This window comes from Streptomyces sp. LS-MS-L19, assembly GCF_058382285.1.
In genome coordinates this window covers 4,728,642-4,743,463 of record NZ_JBYCLL010000001.1, presented here as the reverse complement: position 1 = coordinate 4,743,463, position 14,822 = coordinate 4,728,642, and the positions used below count along the sequence as shown (strand labels likewise).

General features: G+C 71.0%; 20 protein-coding genes and 1 pseudogene. 5 read left to right on the top strand and 16 right to left on the bottom strand.

Annotated features, from left to right (window positions below; translation table 11 throughout):
• Positions 1–26 precede the first annotated feature (26 nt).
• From AC2XR2_RS21210 to AC2XR2_RS21180, 7 genes are all read right to left on the bottom strand, one after another.
• Complete coding sequence (locus AC2XR2_RS21210) at positions 27–884, bottom strand: hypothetical protein (RefSeq protein ID WP_491515998.1); 858 nt, start codon at positions 882–884, stop codon at positions 27–29.
• Positions 885–1,017: 133 nt separating this feature from the next.
• Entirely contained in the window at positions 1,018–2,490 is a 1,473-nt protein-coding gene (locus AC2XR2_RS21205; protein ID WP_491515997.1) for a HAMP domain-containing sensor histidine kinase, read from the bottom strand.
• Positions 2,487–3,224 carry a response regulator transcription factor gene (locus tag AC2XR2_RS21200; protein ID WP_280898794.1) on the bottom strand — a complete coding sequence of 246 codons (738 nt, stop codon included), beginning with the start codon at positions 3,222–3,224 and terminating at the stop codon, positions 2,487–2,489. The genes AC2XR2_RS21205 and AC2XR2_RS21200 overlap by 4 nt, the downstream gene beginning before the upstream one ends.
• A gap of 98 nt (positions 3,225–3,322) precedes the next feature.
• Positions 3,323–3,514, bottom strand: a complete 192-nt coding sequence (locus tag AC2XR2_RS21195; RefSeq protein ID WP_381300227.1) for a hypothetical protein — start codon at positions 3,512–3,514, stop codon at positions 3,323–3,325.
• Between the two features lie 28 nt (positions 3,515–3,542).
• Positions 3,543–4,760, bottom strand: a complete 1,218-nt coding sequence (locus AC2XR2_RS21190) for a S1C family serine protease (RefSeq protein ID WP_491515996.1) — start codon at positions 4,758–4,760, stop codon at positions 3,543–3,545.
• 132 nt (positions 4,761–4,892) lie between these two features.
• The gene (locus AC2XR2_RS21185) at positions 4,893–5,915 is read right to left on the bottom strand and encodes a LacI family DNA-binding transcriptional regulator (RefSeq protein ID WP_330265976.1); all 1,023 of its coding nucleotides are present in this window, start codon (positions 5,913–5,915) and stop codon (positions 4,893–4,895) included.
• A gap of 119 nt (positions 5,916–6,034) precedes the next feature.
• Positions 6,035–6,802: a winged helix-turn-helix transcriptional regulator gene (locus AC2XR2_RS21180; RefSeq protein ID WP_330265977.1), complete on the bottom strand. Its 768-nt coding sequence runs from the start codon at positions 6,800–6,802 to the stop codon at positions 6,035–6,037.
• Positions 6,803–6,921: 119 nt separating this feature from the next.
• Between AC2XR2_RS21180 and AC2XR2_RS21175 the strand changes: the two genes are divergently transcribed.
• Genes AC2XR2_RS21175 through AC2XR2_RS21165 form a run of 3 tightly spaced genes read left to right on the top strand, consistent with a single transcriptional unit; the run spans position 6,922 to position 9,475 of the window.
• Positions 6,922–7,770, top strand: a complete 849-nt coding sequence (locus AC2XR2_RS21175; protein WP_449349070.1) for an alpha/beta hydrolase — start codon at positions 6,922–6,924, stop codon at positions 7,768–7,770.
• A gap of 38 nt (positions 7,771–7,808) precedes the next feature.
• Complete coding sequence (locus AC2XR2_RS21170) at positions 7,809–8,063, top strand: MoaD/ThiS family protein (protein WP_123761663.1); 255 nt, start codon at positions 7,809–7,811, stop codon at positions 8,061–8,063.
• Positions 8,064–8,065: 2 nt separating this feature from the next.
• Entirely contained in the window at positions 8,066–9,475 is a 1,410-nt protein-coding gene (locus AC2XR2_RS21165; RefSeq protein WP_491515995.1) for a hypothetical protein, read from the top strand.
• On the opposite strand, the gene AC2XR2_RS21160 is transcribed toward AC2XR2_RS21165, so the two are convergent.
• From AC2XR2_RS21160 to AC2XR2_RS21120, 9 genes and pseudogenes are all read right to left on the bottom strand, one after another.
• Positions 9,468–9,890: a VOC family protein gene (locus AC2XR2_RS21160; RefSeq protein ID WP_491515994.1), complete on the bottom strand. Its 423-nt coding sequence runs from the start codon at positions 9,888–9,890 to the stop codon at positions 9,468–9,470. The genes AC2XR2_RS21165 and AC2XR2_RS21160 overlap by 8 nt on opposite strands.
• A 10-nt stretch (positions 9,891–9,900) precedes the next feature.
• Positions 9,901–10,161: a DUF3099 domain-containing protein gene (locus AC2XR2_RS21155; protein WP_020140201.1), complete on the bottom strand. Its 261-nt coding sequence runs from the start codon at positions 10,159–10,161 to the stop codon at positions 9,901–9,903.
• Between the two features lie 77 nt (positions 10,162–10,238).
• The gene (locus AC2XR2_RS21150) at positions 10,239–10,526 is read right to left on the bottom strand and encodes a DUF1416 domain-containing protein (protein ID WP_007382995.1); all 288 of its coding nucleotides are present in this window, start codon (positions 10,524–10,526) and stop codon (positions 10,239–10,241) included.
• A gap of 59 nt (positions 10,527–10,585) precedes the next feature.
• The gene (locus tag AC2XR2_RS21145; RefSeq protein ID WP_330265982.1) at positions 10,586–11,425 is read right to left on the bottom strand and encodes a sulfurtransferase; all 840 of its coding nucleotides are present in this window, start codon (positions 11,423–11,425) and stop codon (positions 10,586–10,588) included.
• A gap of 108 nt (positions 11,426–11,533) precedes the next feature.
• A complete protein-coding gene (locus AC2XR2_RS21140) occupies positions 11,534–11,614 on the bottom strand; it encodes an Ms5788A family Cys-rich leader peptide (protein ID WP_350751515.1) in 81 nt (26 codons plus the stop codon).
• Positions 11,615–11,814: 200 nt separating this feature from the next.
• On the bottom strand, positions 11,815–12,543 hold the full coding sequence (locus AC2XR2_RS21135; protein WP_381300222.1) for an LmeA family phospholipid-binding protein: 729 nt from the start codon (positions 12,541–12,543) through the stop codon (positions 11,815–11,817).
• A 136-nt stretch (positions 12,544–12,679) separates the two neighbouring features.
• Positions 12,680–13,042 (bottom strand): DsrE family protein, encoded by a 363-nt coding sequence (locus AC2XR2_RS21130; protein ID WP_123990152.1) that lies wholly within the window; start codon positions 13,040–13,042, stop codon positions 12,680–12,682.
• Positions 13,043–13,067: 25 nt separating this feature from the next.
• Positions 13,068–13,316, bottom strand: a complete 249-nt coding sequence (locus tag AC2XR2_RS21125; protein ID WP_491515993.1) for a hypothetical protein — start codon at positions 13,314–13,316, stop codon at positions 13,068–13,070.
• A gap of 65 nt (positions 13,317–13,381) precedes the next feature.
• A pseudogene (locus AC2XR2_RS21120) lies at positions 13,382–13,597 on the bottom strand (hypothetical protein); the annotation flags it as partial.
• A gap of 180 nt (positions 13,598–13,777) precedes the next feature.
• Here AC2XR2_RS21120 and AC2XR2_RS21115 point away from each other — a divergent pair.
• A complete protein-coding gene (locus tag AC2XR2_RS21115; protein WP_491515992.1) occupies positions 13,778–14,620 on the top strand; it encodes a helix-turn-helix domain-containing protein in 843 nt (280 codons plus the stop codon).
• Positions 14,602–14,796, top strand: coding sequence for a DUF397 domain-containing protein (locus AC2XR2_RS21110; RefSeq protein WP_449349076.1), 195 nt, complete (start codon positions 14,602–14,604; stop codon positions 14,794–14,796). The genes AC2XR2_RS21115 and AC2XR2_RS21110 overlap by 19 nt, the downstream gene beginning before the upstream one ends.
• The last annotated feature ends 26 nt before the right edge of the window (positions 14,797–14,822 follow it).

Genomic DNA, 14,822 nt, shown 5'->3' with positions numbered 1-14,822 from the left:
CGCAGAAGGTTGCCGCGCGAACGCGCCTACTTGGCGCAGGACTTCGGGTCCAGGTTTTCCTGCCACTTGTCCTCGCGGCCGTCGGGCTGGCCGTTCGGGAGGAGTTTGTCGGAGGTGCCGTCGATGTAGTAGCCGTAGGAGTAGATCGTCTTCCAGCTCGCGTCCCGGCCGCGCCAGGTGTGCGTGGTGACCTCGCCGTCGCCCTTGTTCCACTGGTAGTCCTCGACGTAGAACACCGGGTTCACGCGGACCACCCGCTGGTACGGCGTCCAGGTCGTCGCCACCTGGGTGCACGGCGGGATCGACTTCTCGCTGCGCCGCTCGAAGGACGAGGTCTTCTCCCAGCCCCACTCGTAGCCGGCGCTGCCGCCCACGGTGCCGGAGAAGATGCTCTTGGCGAGGGACAGGCTGATGCTGCCACCGACGCTCTTCTTGGCGAACGTCTTCGTGCTGTACCCGCTGACGAAGGTCACCTTGTCCTCGGTCGTGCCGTGGTTGCCGGTCCACTCCGACGTGCGCACCGGCTCGCCCTTCACCGACCAGGTCGAGGCCTGCGCGTACCCGCACCAGCCGCGGAACAGCTCCCACGGCCCGGCCGGCACCCACAGCCCGACCACGTCCCGCAGGTACTCGTCCCGCGTCTTGAACTCGCCGGTGTCGACGTTGAGCGCGCCGTAGACCCCGGTCAGGCTGGTCTCCTGGCCGCACAGCCGGTCCAGCATGACGTCGGTGTTCCCGGGGTCCACGCCCCGGACGTTGTGGGCCCCGCCGGGACCGGCGGCCTGCGCGGTCCCGGCACCGGCCAGCAGGGCGGTGACGGCGAGGGCCGCGGACGCGGCGGCGAGGGCGCTCTTCTTCAGAGTCGATGTACGAAGCAAACGCATGGGGGGTTCTTCACTCCTGAGTGCTGAGGACAGACGCGTGGGGCATCTGTGCGACGACTCAGGAAGCTGGCAGAGAACCCGTGAGTAGGGTCGAGAACGCGTGAAGGTTGACAGGACATCGACAGCTTCAAGGTCACTGCGCGGCGGCGGGAGCCTCCGGCGGCGGAGTGGGTGCCCCCGGAAGCCGTACGGTCGCGATGGTGCCGCCGCCGTCCGCGGGGCCGAGGGCGACCTGACCGCCGGCCTCCTCGACCGTGCGGGCCACGATGGACAGGCCGAGACCGGAGCCGGGGAGCGCCCGCGCCGACGGGGAGCGCCAGAAGCGGTCGAAGACGTGCGGGAGTTCCTCGGCGGGGATGCCGGGGCCGTGGTCGCGGACGGTGAGGACACCCTCGCTGAGCCTCACCTCGATGGTGCCGCCCTCGGGGCTGAACTTCACCGCGTTGTCGAGGACGTTGACGACGGCGCGCTCCAGCGCGGCCGGTTCGGCCCGGGTGTACCAGGGCTCCAGCGAGGCGTCGATGGTCAGTTCGGGGCCGCGCAGACGTGCCCTGCGCAGGGCCGCCTCGACGGTGTCCTCCAGGGACACCACCTGCACGCGTTCACCGCGCTGCCCCTCCGACCGCGACAGCTCCTGCAAGTCGCCGATCAGGGCGGCCAGTTCGGTCATCTGCGCCTTCACCGAGGCGAGCAGGGCCTTGCGGTCGGCCTCGGGGAGGGGGCGGCCGGTCTCCTCGCTGCGGGTGAGGAGCTCGATGTTGGTGCGGAGGGAGGTGAGCGGGGTGCGGAGTTCGTGACCGGCGTCCGCGATCAGCTGCTGCTGGAGCTCGCGTGAGTTGGCGAGGGAGCTCGTCATCGAGTTGAAGGAGCGGGACAGCCGGGCGACTTCGTCCTCGGCGGCTTCCTCGACGGGGATGCGGATGCTGAGGTCCTCCGTCCGGGCCACGTGTTCCACGGCCTCGGTGAGCTTGTCCACGGGCCGCAGACCCGCCCGCGCCACGGCGAGACCGGCGGCACCGGCACCGAGGACTCCTACGCCGGAGACGAGGAGCAGGATGAGGGCGAGTTCGTTGAGGGTGGACTGGGTGGTCTTCAGAGGCACGGCCACGGTGAGCGCGGCCTCGGTGTACAGCTGGGGCTGCGAGCCCGGCCCCTGGCCCACGTACAGGGGTGTCGTCAGCACGCGTACGGCCTTGCCGTCCGAGTCGGTGCCGTTGCGAAGGATCCCCCTCTTGCTGGTCGCGTTCTTGACCACGGTCTCGTCCGCACTGGTGGTCCTGACCCTGCCCAGCGAGTTCGACGAGACGCAGGCCTTGCCGTCCGCCTGCACCAACTGGAGGTAGACCTCGGCCCGGGTCCGGAAATCGCCGTAGCTCTCCACCGGCGTCTGGGGGCACTCGGCCAGGGTGGCCACGACGGCCTGGGCCTGCTGCGGCCGCGCCGCGTTCTGCAGATCCTCGTCGAGCTGGTCGTACAACTTCCCCTGCACGATGAACCAGCACGTCACCGACACCGCCGCCACCGCGAACGCCACCGCCGCCGCCACGAGCAGGGCCAGCCGTGAGCGGATCGGGAGGGACCGGTACCGGCGTACGAGCGTCTTCACTCCGCCCCGCCCTGCCGCAGCACGTACCCCACACCCCGCACCGTGTGCACGAGCCGGGGCTCACCGCCCGCCTCCGTCTTGCGGCGCAGGTACATCACGTACACGTCCAGCGAGTTCGACGACGGCTCGAAGTCGAAGCCCCAGACCGCCTTCAGGATCTGCTCCCGGGTCAGCACCTGGCGCGGGTGGGCCATGAACATCTCCAGGAGCGTGAACTCCGTGCGGGTCAGTTCCACCGGCCGCCCCGCCCGGGTGACCTCGCGCGTCGCGAGATCCATGCGGAGGTCCGCGAAGGTGAGCGCCTCGTCGTCCTCGGCGGCCGTCGCCCCGGCCGCCGCCGCGTAGGAGGACCTGCGCAGCAGCGCCCGGACCCGGGCGAACAGCTCGTCCAGTTCGAACGGCTTGACCAGGTAGTCGTCGGCGCCCGCGTCGAGCCCGGTGACCCGGTCGCCGACCGTGTCGCGGGCCGTCAGCATGAGGATGGGCGTGGTGTCGCCCGCGCCGCGGATGCGCCGGGCGGCCGTGAGTCCGTCCATGCGGGGCATCTGGATGTCGAGGACGACCAGGTCGGGCCGGTACGCGGTGGCCTTGTCGAGGGCGTCGGCCCCGTCCACGGCGACCTCCGTGTCGTAGCCCTCGAAGGCGAGGCTGCGCTGGAGTGCTTCGCGCACCGCCGGCTCGTCGTCGACGATCAGGATGCGCTGGGGGTCACGGTCGCCTTCGGCGGGGCTCATGGCTTCGGATTCCTCGGGTGCGGTGGGACGGCGGGGAGCTGACGGCTGAACGCTTTCAGCCTCGCATGGTTCCCGCCCGGTGCGACAAGGGCGCGGGGTCAGCGGGCGGCGCTGCGGCGGCGGGCGCGGCCCGCGCTCGACCCGCGGCGGGCCACCGTCGTGACCACCGCCGTGGCCGCCACCTCGGGGGCCCGCGGCACCGGAGCGTGCAGTTCGTACGCCACTGCGAGGGCCAGGGCGAACCCGGCCGGGTCGGCGCCGGCCACCGTGTGCGGAACCTGCTTGATCATGACGTACTCCCTACGGGGGTGGAGGAGCTCAGTTGTCGGTGCCGCCGGCCCGCAGCGTGGCCAGGTCGGACTTGACGGTGTTGATCGGGATGGAGAACCCGAGGCCCTGGCTGCCGGCCTCCGAGGAGTCCGAAGTGGACGAGTACATCGCCGAGTTGATGCCGATGATGTTGCCGTTCATGTCGATCAGCGCGCCGCCGGAGTTGCCGGGGTTCAGGGAGGCGTCGGTCTGGATCGCCTTGTACGTCGTCGTCGAGGAGCCGGTGTCGCCGTTGAACTGCTGGCCGCCGAACTCGAACGGCCACCGGCCGTCGCCCTGCCCCTGGTTCTGCTGCTGGCCCTCTTCCGTGGACACGGTGACGTCCCGGTTGAGCGCGGAGACGATGCCGCTGGTCACGGTGCCGGTCAGGCCCTCGGGGGAGCCGATCGCCACGACCTGGTCGCCGACCTGGACGCCGTCGGAGTTGCCGAGGGTGGCCACGGTCAGACCGGAGGCGTTCTCCAGCTTGATGAGGGCGAGGTCCTTCTTGGGGTCGGTGCCGACGACCTGCGCGGTGTAGGTCTTGCCGTTGCTGGTGCTCACCTTGATGGAGGAGGCGCCGGAGATGACGTGGTTGTTGGTGATGATCTCGCCGTTGCTGGTGATGATCACGCCGGAGCCGGTGGACTCACCCGCGTTCGAGGTGGCGTTGATCTCGACGATGCTCGGGCTGACCGCCTTGGCGACGCCGGCGACCGTGCCCTTGGCGGAGGACGGCACCACGCTGGTGCTGGTGCTGCTGGAGGTGACCGTGTCGTTGCCGGTCAGCTCCTGGATGCCGTAGGCGGTGCCGCCGCCTATCGCCGCGGCGACGATCGCGACCGCGGCGAGCAGGGCGAGGGGACCGCGGTTGCGCCGCTTGGGCGCGGGGGCCGGCCCGGCGGGGGGCGCGGTGAGAAGAGCGGTACCGCCGCCGTTGCCGTCGCCGCCGTAGGAACCTCCGCCGCCGTACGAACCGCCGCCGCCGTACGAACCGGCGGCGAAGGCGGCCGGCTGCTGGATCGGCGCCGTGGGCTGCGTGTGCTGAGTGGGCTGCGCCGGCTGCGTGTGCTGCGTCGGCTGCGCGGCCGGGGCCGGCTGCGCGGGCGGCTGGGCCGGCGGGGGCGGCCACTCCGGGTTCACGGGCGAGGAAGCGTGCTGCTGGGCGCCCTGGTGGGGGTTGTCGTACTGCTCGTACTCGCCGTCGCGGCGGAAGCTCTCGGTCATGTCAAAAAGCTTGTCGCGCGACCATGAGAGCTTGCTGAGTGCTCCCTGAGAAGCCTGGCAGAACCTCGTATGCCCGATATAAGGCCGCCGCTGGCACTCCGGCCAGGTGTTCTCAGACGGTCTTCAGGAAGCTCACTCGCACCCGCAGGACCGCCGTACCACCAGGCGGGAGGGGAACACCTTGACGCGCTCGCGACGGGAGCCGGCCACCCGCAGTCCGTCGTCCAGGACCAGGTCCACCGCGGCCCGGGCCATCGCCGAGCGGTCCGAGGCGATGGTCGTCATCGGCGGATCGGCGAGCGCGGCTTCCTTGATGTCGTCGAAGCCGATGACGCCCAGCTCGCCCGGCACGTCGATGCGCAGCTCCCGCGCGGCCCGCAGCAGGCCGATCGCCTGGTCGTCGGTGGAGCAGAAGATCGCGGGCGGACGCTGCGGCCCGGCGAGGATCTCCAGCCCCACCTTGTAGGCGTCGTAGCGGTTGTACGGCGCCTCGAAGAGCCGTCCCTCGGTGGGGAGCCCGGCCTCCTGCATGGCCTGCCGCCAGCCCTCGACGTGGTCGGAGACGGGGTCGCCGACGGAGGGGGTGTCGGCGGTGCCGCCCATACAGGCGACATAGGGGTAGCCGTGGCCCAGCAGGTGCTCGACGGCGGTCTTGGCGCCGGTGACGTCGTCGAGGACGACGGCGACGTCGTCGATCGCCTCCGGACGCTCGTGCAGCAGGACGACCCTCGCGTCCCAGGCCTCGATCTCGGCGGCCGCGTTGTCGTTCAGGGCGTGCGAGACCAGGATCAGGCCGGACACCCGCATCCCGAGGAACGCGCGCAGATAGTGGACTTCGCGCTCGCCGATGTAGTCGGAGTTCCCGACGAGCACCATCTTCCCGCGCTCGGACGCGGCCTGTTCGACCGCGTGCGCCATCTCCGCGAAGAACGGCTGGCGCGCGTCCGGCACGATCAGGCCTATGAGATCCGTGCGCCGGGACGCCATCGCCTGGGCGACCCGGTCGGGCCGGTAGCCCAGTTCCTTGATCGCGGCGAGGACACGCTCGCGCGTGGCCGGGGCAACCGGCCGGGGTCCGTTGTTGATGACATAGCTGACCACCGCGGTGGACGTCCCCGCGAGTCTTGCCACGTCATCCCTGGTTACCTTGGCCACGCGCGGAGTCTACGCGGATGGACCCGCTCTGGGCAGGGCGTGAAGGAGGTCCCCGTACCCCCGCCGAGGGGCTCGCGGGCGTGCTGCGGTACGGGAGCCTTGCCCATGCGCGGGACCCGCTACGCCTCTACGTCCTCGAGGGCGGCGCTCTCGTCCGCATCCTCCGGCTTTGCCCGGTCCGCCTTGGCCTTCGCCTCCTCGGTGATCCGGTCGCCCTTCTCGGGCGTAACGAATCGATAACCGACGTTCCGGACGGTTCCGATCAGCGACTCGTGCTCGGGACCGAGCTTGGCGCGCAGCCGTCGTACGTGCACGTCGACCGTTCGGGTGCCACCGAAGTAGTCGTAGCCCCAGACCTCCTGGAGCAGCTGCGCGCGCGTGAAGACGCGGCCGGGGTGCTGGGCGAGGTACTTCAGGAGCTCGAACTCCTTGAAGGTGAGGTCGAGGACCCGGCCCTTGAGCTTCGCGGAGTAGGTGGCCTCGTCGACCGACAGGTCGCCGTTGCGGATCTCCATGGGGGAGTCGTCGTTGACGATCTGCTGGCGGCCCATGGCGAGCCGCAGCCGCGCCTCGACCTCCGCGGGGCCCGCGGTGTCGAGGAGGACGTCGTCGATGCCCCAGTCGGCGGTGACGGCGGCGAGGCCGCCCTCGGTCACGACCAGGATGAGCGGACAGCCCGGTCCGGTGGAGCGCAGCAGCTGGCACAGGCTGCGCACCTGGGGCAGGTCACGGCGTCCGTCGATGAGGATGACGTCGGCACCAGGGGTGTCGACGAGTGCGGGGCCTTCCGCCGGAGCCACGCGCACGTTGTGCAGGAGCAGGCCGAGGGCCGGAAGCACCTCCGTCGACGGCTGGAGGGCGTTGGTCAGGAGCAGCAGAGAACTCATACGTCTGGTTCCTCCTCGGTCCCGGCGAGGTCATGGCTTTCGTATACGGGGGTATCCGAAAGCACAAAAGGACCCGGGGGCTGCGTTGCCCGAGTCCTCTTCCGACGAGAATAGCCCACATGAGCATTGATCCGGCAGGTCGTGTGGTGCGTTCCACGGCTCGTCCGCACTCTGAGACGCGCAGACACACACCTATACGGACGTTTCTGCACACCGACGACGGCGTGACGATCGATTCCGTATACGATCCGCCCTCCTTCGTATACGACTCCTCCCGGCCACCTTCCCGTGACCTGGTGTTCGTCGTCGCGCACGGTTTCACGGGCGATGTGGATCGTCCTCATGTTCGCCGGGTGGTGGAGGCCCTCACGCGGTACGGCGCCGTCGTCACGTTCTCCTTCCGCGGTCACGGGGCCTCCGGCGGGCGCTCCACGGTCGGCGACCGCGAGGTGCTGGACCTGGCCGCCGCGGTGGCGTGGGCCCGCGAGCTCGGCCACGCGCGCGTGGTGACCGTCGGCTTCTCCATGGGCGGCTCGGTGGTGCTGCGGCACGCGGCGCTGTACGGGCCGGAGACCGGCGCCCACGCGGACACGGTGGTCTCGGTCAGCGCCCCGGCCCGCTGGTACTACCGCGGTACGGCCCCCATGCGCCGGCTGCACTGGCTGGTGACCCGTCCCGCGGGGCGCCTGGTGGGCCGCTACGGCTTCCGCACCCGCATCCACCACCGCGAGTGGGACCCGGTCCCCCTCTCCCCGGTCGAGGCGGTCCCGCGGATCGCGCCCGCCCCTCTCCTCATCGTCCATGGCGACCGCGACGGCTACTTCCCCCTCGACCACCCGCGGATGCTCGCGGCGGCCGCCGGCGACCACGCCGACCTGTGGATCGAGCCGATGGGGCACGCCGAGCACGCGGTCGGCGACGAGCTGCTGGGCCGGATCGGGGACTGGGCTGTCACAGCGGGCGGCTAGCCTGGGGCGCGTACATCATCGATCGATTGAGGAAGCGGATGCCAAAGGTCACGGTGCGCTACTGGGCCGCCGCGAAGGCCGCGGCCGGTCTCGCCGAGGAGCCGTTCGACGCGGCCACGCTCGCCGAGGCGCTGGACGCGGCGCGTGAGCGACACCCCGGTGAACTCGTGCGCGTCCTGCGGCGATGCTCGTTCCTCGTCGACGGTGACCCCGTGGGCACCCGCGGACATGAGACGGTACGGCTGGCCGACGGCGGCACGGTCGAGGTGCTCCCGCCGTTCGCAGGAGGGTGACGATGACGAACCAGCCGTACGAGGGCTACGACCAGTATCCGCAGCAGGGCTGGCCGGCCCACGCGGACCAGGGCCACGAGGACCCGCAGGCCGCCCAGCAGCACACCCAGCAGTGGCAGGGCCAGACCTGGGAGACCCAGATCCACACCCCGCTCCAGGCGCCACCGGAGACGGCGTACCTGCCCCAGCAGGGGTACGAGGGCGACCCCCGCAACTACGGCACGCCCCAGGGCGCGGGCGGGTACGGGGCCGCAGCGCAGGCGGCTCCGGGCGCGGGTGGGTACGGCTCCGCGCAGGCGGCTCCGGGATCGGGCGAGTACGGCTCCGCGCAGGCGGTTCCGGGGGCTGATGGGTACGGCTCCCCGCAGGCGGTATCCGGCTCCGGCGCCGGCGCCTATGGCTCCTCGCAGGGCGCCGACGCATACGGCCCCGCGGCGGCTCCCGGCCCGGCGGCGTACGGTTCCGGGCCGGGTTCCGGCACCGCTGGTCACGGCCCTGCCGGCCCTGCCCCCGCCGGTGACGGCCCCGCGCCGGTGGGGGCCGGTGCCGGTGCCGGTGGCGCCCAGCCGCTCCCCGCCGCCCAAGCCTCCGGCGCCGCCGCCCCCGCGCCCGCCCCCTCCGGCTACGGGCCCGCCACCCTCGCCGGCAACTCCCGTGTCACCGACGCCCAGCGTGCCCGGCTCGAAGGCCGGTCCCCGATCATCGAGCCCGGTATCCAGCCGGCGGGGCTCACCGCGCTTCTCGGCCTGCTGCTCTCCGGTACGGCGGCCGTCGGGTCGTACGCCCTCCTCGTCCCCCTCGTCCTCCTCCAGGCGGTCACCGCGGCCGGCTGGTTCCGGCTGAACGGCATGTGGCCCGCCCGGCAGGGCATCGCGCTGGCGTTCCTCGGCGCGCTGGTCGCGGACGCGGCGCTGCTGGTGGCGGGCCGCTCCAACGGCCCCGCCGCGATCCTCGGCACCCTCGGCGTGTGGGTCCTGCTCAGCCTGGTGATGCAGCTCCGCTCGCACGCCGACCCGGACGAGCGGATGTACGGCCTGATGGCGACCGTCGCCTCGGCGGCACTGGCGATCGTGGCGACCGGGTATCTCGCGGCCGACCCCGACGCGGTGTCGGTCGGCGCGGCCGCGGTGGCCGTGGCCGTCCTGGCCCGCGCGCTGCCCCTGCCGACCCCGGCCTCCGTGGTCGTCGCCCTGCTGGCCGCGGCGGGCGCGGGCATCGCGGTGGGCGGGATGACGGGCCTCGGCGCGAAGGGCGCCCTGCTCGGCGCCGGCGCCGCGGTGTGCGCACTGGTCGGTCACCGGGTCGCGAGCTACGACTACCCGTCCCGCTTCGTGCACTTCACGGCGGGCGTGGCCCTGCCCCTGGCGGCGGCCGCTCCGGCGGTGTACGTACTGGGCCGGGCGATCAGCTAGGCGTCTCGACCCAGAGGCAGAACGGGTGGCCGGACGGGTCGTACAGCACCCGTACGTCGTCCTGCGGCTGGTGGTCGGCGACCCGCGCCCCTGCGGCGACCGCCCGCGCGGTCTCGGCCTCCAGGTCGTCCACCTCGATGTCCAGGTGCAGCATCATCTGCTGGTCGCCGGGCTTGCGGGTGGGCCAGACCGGCGGCACGTACCCGGGTTCGGTCTCGAAGGCGAGGGACGTGCCCGCGGTGCCGGGCGGCGGGCCGATGAGGACCCAGTGCGGCTCCTCGGCGCGCACCACGTACCCGAGCAGGCGCTGGTAGAAGGCGGCCAGTTCGTGCGCGTCGTGGGCGTCGAGGACGACGGTGGACAGCCTCGCGGACGGGGACGTGGAGGCCTTCCTGCTGCTCGCGGAAGAGGACATGCCCGCCTTCCTACTGCCGGCGCTTCTTGCCGTCCAGTTCGTCCCACCACTCGTCGGACTTCGGGTCGCCGGAGGGGTCGTCCCACCAGCGGTCGTCGGGGCCGCGCCGGTTGGCGACCATCGCGGCGAGCGGCGGGATCACCATGGCCACCACGCACATCCCCACGGCCACCGGGACCGACCAGAGCCGCACGACTCCCCAGGCCAGGACGAACAGCCCGATGCACGTGCCCATCATGGCGAAGTAGACATGCCGTCGTCGCGCCAACATGCCTCCAGCGTAGGCCCGCACAGGCCGAAGGGCCGTACCCCGGCGGGTACGGCCCTCCGACTGCTGACCTGCCTGCCTCAGACCGCGATCGCGACCTCGGCCAGCCCGCCCTGCTGGGCGACGACCGTACGGTCGGCGGTGCCGCCGGGGACCAGGGCGCGGACGGTCCAGGTGCCCTCGGCCGCGTAGAAGCGGAACTGGCCCGTCGCGGAGGTCGGGACCTCCGCCGTGAACTCGCCGGTCGAGTCCAGGAGGCGGACGTAGCCCACCACAGGCTCGCCGTCACGCGTCACCTGACCCTGGATCGTGGTCTCACCGGGCTTGATCGTCGAGGCGTCCGGGCCGCCGGCCTTCGCTCCACACATGTCTTTCTCCAAAGAGGGGTCTGACCGGAAGGAAGGCCGGTCGGGTGGGACTGGATTGCTTACTTGTTGGCGCCGAGCTCGATCGGAACGCCGACCAGGGAGCCGTACTCGGTCCAGGAGCCGTCGTAGTTCTTGACGTTCTCGACACCGAGCAGCTCGTGCAGCACGAACCAGGTCAGGGCCGAGCGCTCACCGATACGGCAGTACGCGATGGTGTCCTTGGCGAGGTCGACCTGCTCCTCGGCGTAGAGCTCCTTGAGCTCCTCGTCCGACTTGAAGGTGCCGTCGTCGTTGGCGTTCTTCGACCACGGGATGTTGCGCGCGGACGGGACGTGACCCGGACGCTGCGACTGCTCCTGCGGAAGGTGGGCCGGGGCGAGGAGCTTCCCGGAGAACTCGTCGGGGGAGCGCACGTCGACCAGGTTCTGCGAACCGATGGCCGCCACGACGTCGTCGCGGAAGGCGCGGATGGCCGTGTTCTGCGGCTTGGCCGTGTAGGTGGTCTCGGCGCGCTCCGGGACCTCCTCGACCAGCTCGCGGGCGTCCAGCTCCCACTTCTTGCGGCCACCGTCGAGCAGCTTGACGTTCTCGTGGCCGTACAGCTTGAAGTACCAGTAGGCGTAGGACGCGAACCAGTTGTTGTTGCCGCCGTAGAGGATCACCAGGGTGTCGTTGGCGATGCCCTTCGCCGACAGGAGCTTCTCGAAGCCCTCCTGGTCGACGAAGTCGCGGCGGACCGGGTCCTGCAGGTCCTTGGTCCAGTCGATCCGGATCGCGTTGCGGATGTGGTTCTTCTCGTAGGCGGACGTGTCTTCGTCCACCTCCACGATCGCGATGTTCGGGTTGTCGAGGTTGGCCTCGACCCAGTCGGCGTCGACCAGGACGTCGCTGCGGCTCATGCTCTTTCTCCTCCGGGGCAGTTGCGGCGGGGCGTGCGGAAGGGTGCGCGGGGCGCACGGATGCCCTGGGGCGCCAGGGCAAGGGGATGCGGAGGCCGTGCCGTCCGCTCAGAAGGGGCGACAGAGCATGGCGGCGACGCGGCACAGGTCTACTGCCCGCCGCTTCGTGAGATCCGCCTGTCGCTTCATGGCGTCGATCGTAGGGACGGACATACCGGCATGTCACCGGTGTGTCGCATGCTGAGATGCGATCGTCCGGAATATGGGACCAGAAAGCCGCCCGGGCCGTGCTCCCACGGGTCCCGGGCGGCTGTAGCCGTCATCACATCTACGGTACGGACGTGACCGTCTCGCCTGTCGGACGAGCCGGGTCCGGCCCGACGCTCGTCCTACCCGGCGAGCTTGACGTTCGAACCCTTCACCGCGATCTCCACACCGTTCGCACCCGCGTCGACCTGGTCGAGCTTGATGCCGCCGGGCAGGCCCTCGATCTTCTGGTCGAAGTCGGCGATGGAGCGGAAGTCGGAGTCGGCGAGGGTGACGCTGCCGAAGCTGGGGATCGAGTCGGCGTGCACCCGCACGGTGTCCCCGTCGACGACGCTGACGGTGCTGAGCACGGAGACGGGCTTCTCCAGGGCGCTCACCTTGATGTCGACCTTGATCTTGCCGTCGCCGCCGTCGGAGAGCCCGACGACCTTCGCGGTGATGCCGAGCGGCAGCTGGGTCTCCTGCGACTTGGCCGCCTTGAGCAGCTGGTCGTAGGTGATGGCGGCGGTGCCGGAGGCGGTGGTGGCGGTGGCGGAGCTGTAGTCGCCGGAGAACGCGACGCCCTTCATGGCGGCGTTCAGGTCGTCGATGCGGATCGTGCCCCCGCTGGTGCCGGTGTCCGCGTCGTACTCCTTCATTCCGACCTGGACGTCGTCGAGTTCGCCGCCGGCCACCTGGGTCAGGAACGGGAACCCCTTGATGTCCACGCTCGGGGTCGTGGTCAGCCCCTCCTGTGTCTTCAGCCGGTCGGCGACCTCGCCCTCCGCGAAGTGGACCGCCAGACGGTCGGCGGCGACGAACAGCCCGCCGAGAATCACGGCGGTGATCAGAAGTATTCGCAGGGCGCGCATGCGGTTGGATCCCCCAGAGCGGCGGTGGTGTCGACGGACGGGTGGCCCGTCGAACGTGAGACTAACCGCGCCGGGTAAGGCCTTCCTTGAATTGTCGACCAGCTGTGACAGGCCGCCGGTCCGCGCGGCGGGCGTCTCAGTAGACGAGCGCCTGCGTCCCGTCCGCCAGGGCCTCCTGCACGAACACCTGCGCGCCCGCGATCCGTACGCCCTCGATGACGTCCTTCTCCGTGATGTCCCGGCGGGCCGCGCACTGGGTGCACAGGGTGAGCCGCCCGCCCGCGAGGATCGAGTCCAGCAGGTCGGGCAGCGGGGCGGCGTGCGGCAGCTCGAACTCGGCGGCCCGGCCCGGCAGGGCGAACCAGGCCGACTCCCCGGTCAGCCACAGCGAGACGTCCACGCCACTGGCCACGGCCACCGCCGCCACGGTGAACGCCTGCGAACAGCGCTCGGGAGCATCGGCCCCGGCGGTCACCTTGATCACGAGCTTCTTCGCCATGCGGGCAGCGTAGTGCGTACGGCGCTCAGGTCGTCGCGACGATCACCGCCACCAGCCCGGCGATGCTGACCGCGGTGAGCACGCCGGTCCAGAAGGCGTCGTCGACGAGGACCCACGGCACCCGGAGCCGCGGCCGCCGTCGCGGCCTCCACCGCCGGCGCCTGCGCGGAAGGCGGGCGGCCGACCCGGGCTCCGGCTTCGGCTCCGGCACCGGCCCCGGCTCCCGGGCTTCGGCCGGCAGCGGATACGGATAGTAGGGCGGCGGGACGCTCATGCGAGGTCCTCCTCTCGCTCCACCCCGCACCGCAGACCGGCCACCAGGAACGGCCCGTCGGTCGCCGGGCGCGCCGGGGCACCGGCCCGCGCCCGGTCGTTCGCCGCGCGGACCCCGGCGCTCAGCCGCTCCTGGTCGGTGGCCGGCCGCAGCACCTCCGGATCGGCCTGCCACTCCCGGCCGCCGCCGACGGGCCGCAGCATCGCGTACGGCCCCGAGCGGTCCTGGTACTCGCCGACTCTGTTGGTGGCGGGGTCGAAGAGAAGCGTTCCCGGTTCCATGAGGTATGTGTCCTTTCGTCCAACATGTATACGGAATGCGGCAGTTGGACTACTCTGCGTATTCCTGGGTCGATACGAGCTTGACCCAGGGCGGGGACGGATCGCGACGGGAACGGCCGCAAATTCCACAGCGGGCGTTCCAAATTCCACAAATTCCACAAGGATGATCAAGGAGGCGCGGTGCCGCAGCGGCGGGTGGTCACGGGGCGGAGCCATGAACCGAGGGCACGGTTCGCGGAGGAACTGCGGTTACTGAGGGCCGGAAAGGGCGGCAGCCTCCGGGACGTTGCGGACCGGCTCGGCTGGGACGCGTCGACGCTCGGCAAGATGGAGAGCGGGCGCAGCCTGGGCAGCCCGGAACTCGTGGAGGCCCTGGACCAGCACTACGGGACGTCGGGGATGCTGCTGGCCCTGTGGGAACTGGCGGTCGGGGACCCGACGCAGTTCAAGGAGCAGTACCGGCGGTACATGGTGCTGGAGACGGAGGCGCACAGTCTGTGGCACTTCGGGGTGAGCATCCTGCCCGGCCTGCTGCAAACGGACGGGTACGCCCGGGAGTTGCTCGCCTTGGGCGGCGCCAAGGGTGACGAACTGGACCAGCAGGTCGAGGCCCGCACGGGGCGGCGCACGTTGCTGGAGGAGGAAGACGCCCCCTTGTTCCGGGCGGTCGTCGCGGAGGCAGTCCTCAGGACTCCCCTGCGGGACAAGGGGGCTTGGCGGGAGCAGTTGGAGCACCTGCTGGAGGTGTCGCAGTGGCCGCACGTCACGATCCACGTGTTGCCCCAGAGTGCCGGGCTCCACGGGCTCGTGGGCACCAGCGTGATGTTCCTGAAGCTGCTGGGCGGCCGCGTGGTGGCCTACACGGAGAACACCGTCCGAGGTGAACTGGTCGAGGAAATCCCAGCTGTCCAGCAGCTGGACGATGCCTACGATGCGATGCGTGACCTGGCGCTGAACCCGGCCGAGTCACGGAAGTTCATCCTGCGGATGTTGGAGGAATCACCGTGCGAGCCATCGACCTGAACGGCGTGACGTGGCGCAAGAGCAGCTACAGCAATCCGGACGGCGGCGAGTGCCTGGAAGTCTCCGACGACGCCTCCCCCCTGGTCCCGGTCCGTGACAGCAAGGATCCGGCCCGCCCCCTGCTCCTCTTCTCGACGGAAGCGTGGTCCGCGTTCACGTACAACCTCCGGGGCTGACCAGGGGTCTCCTGTGCGGCGCGCAT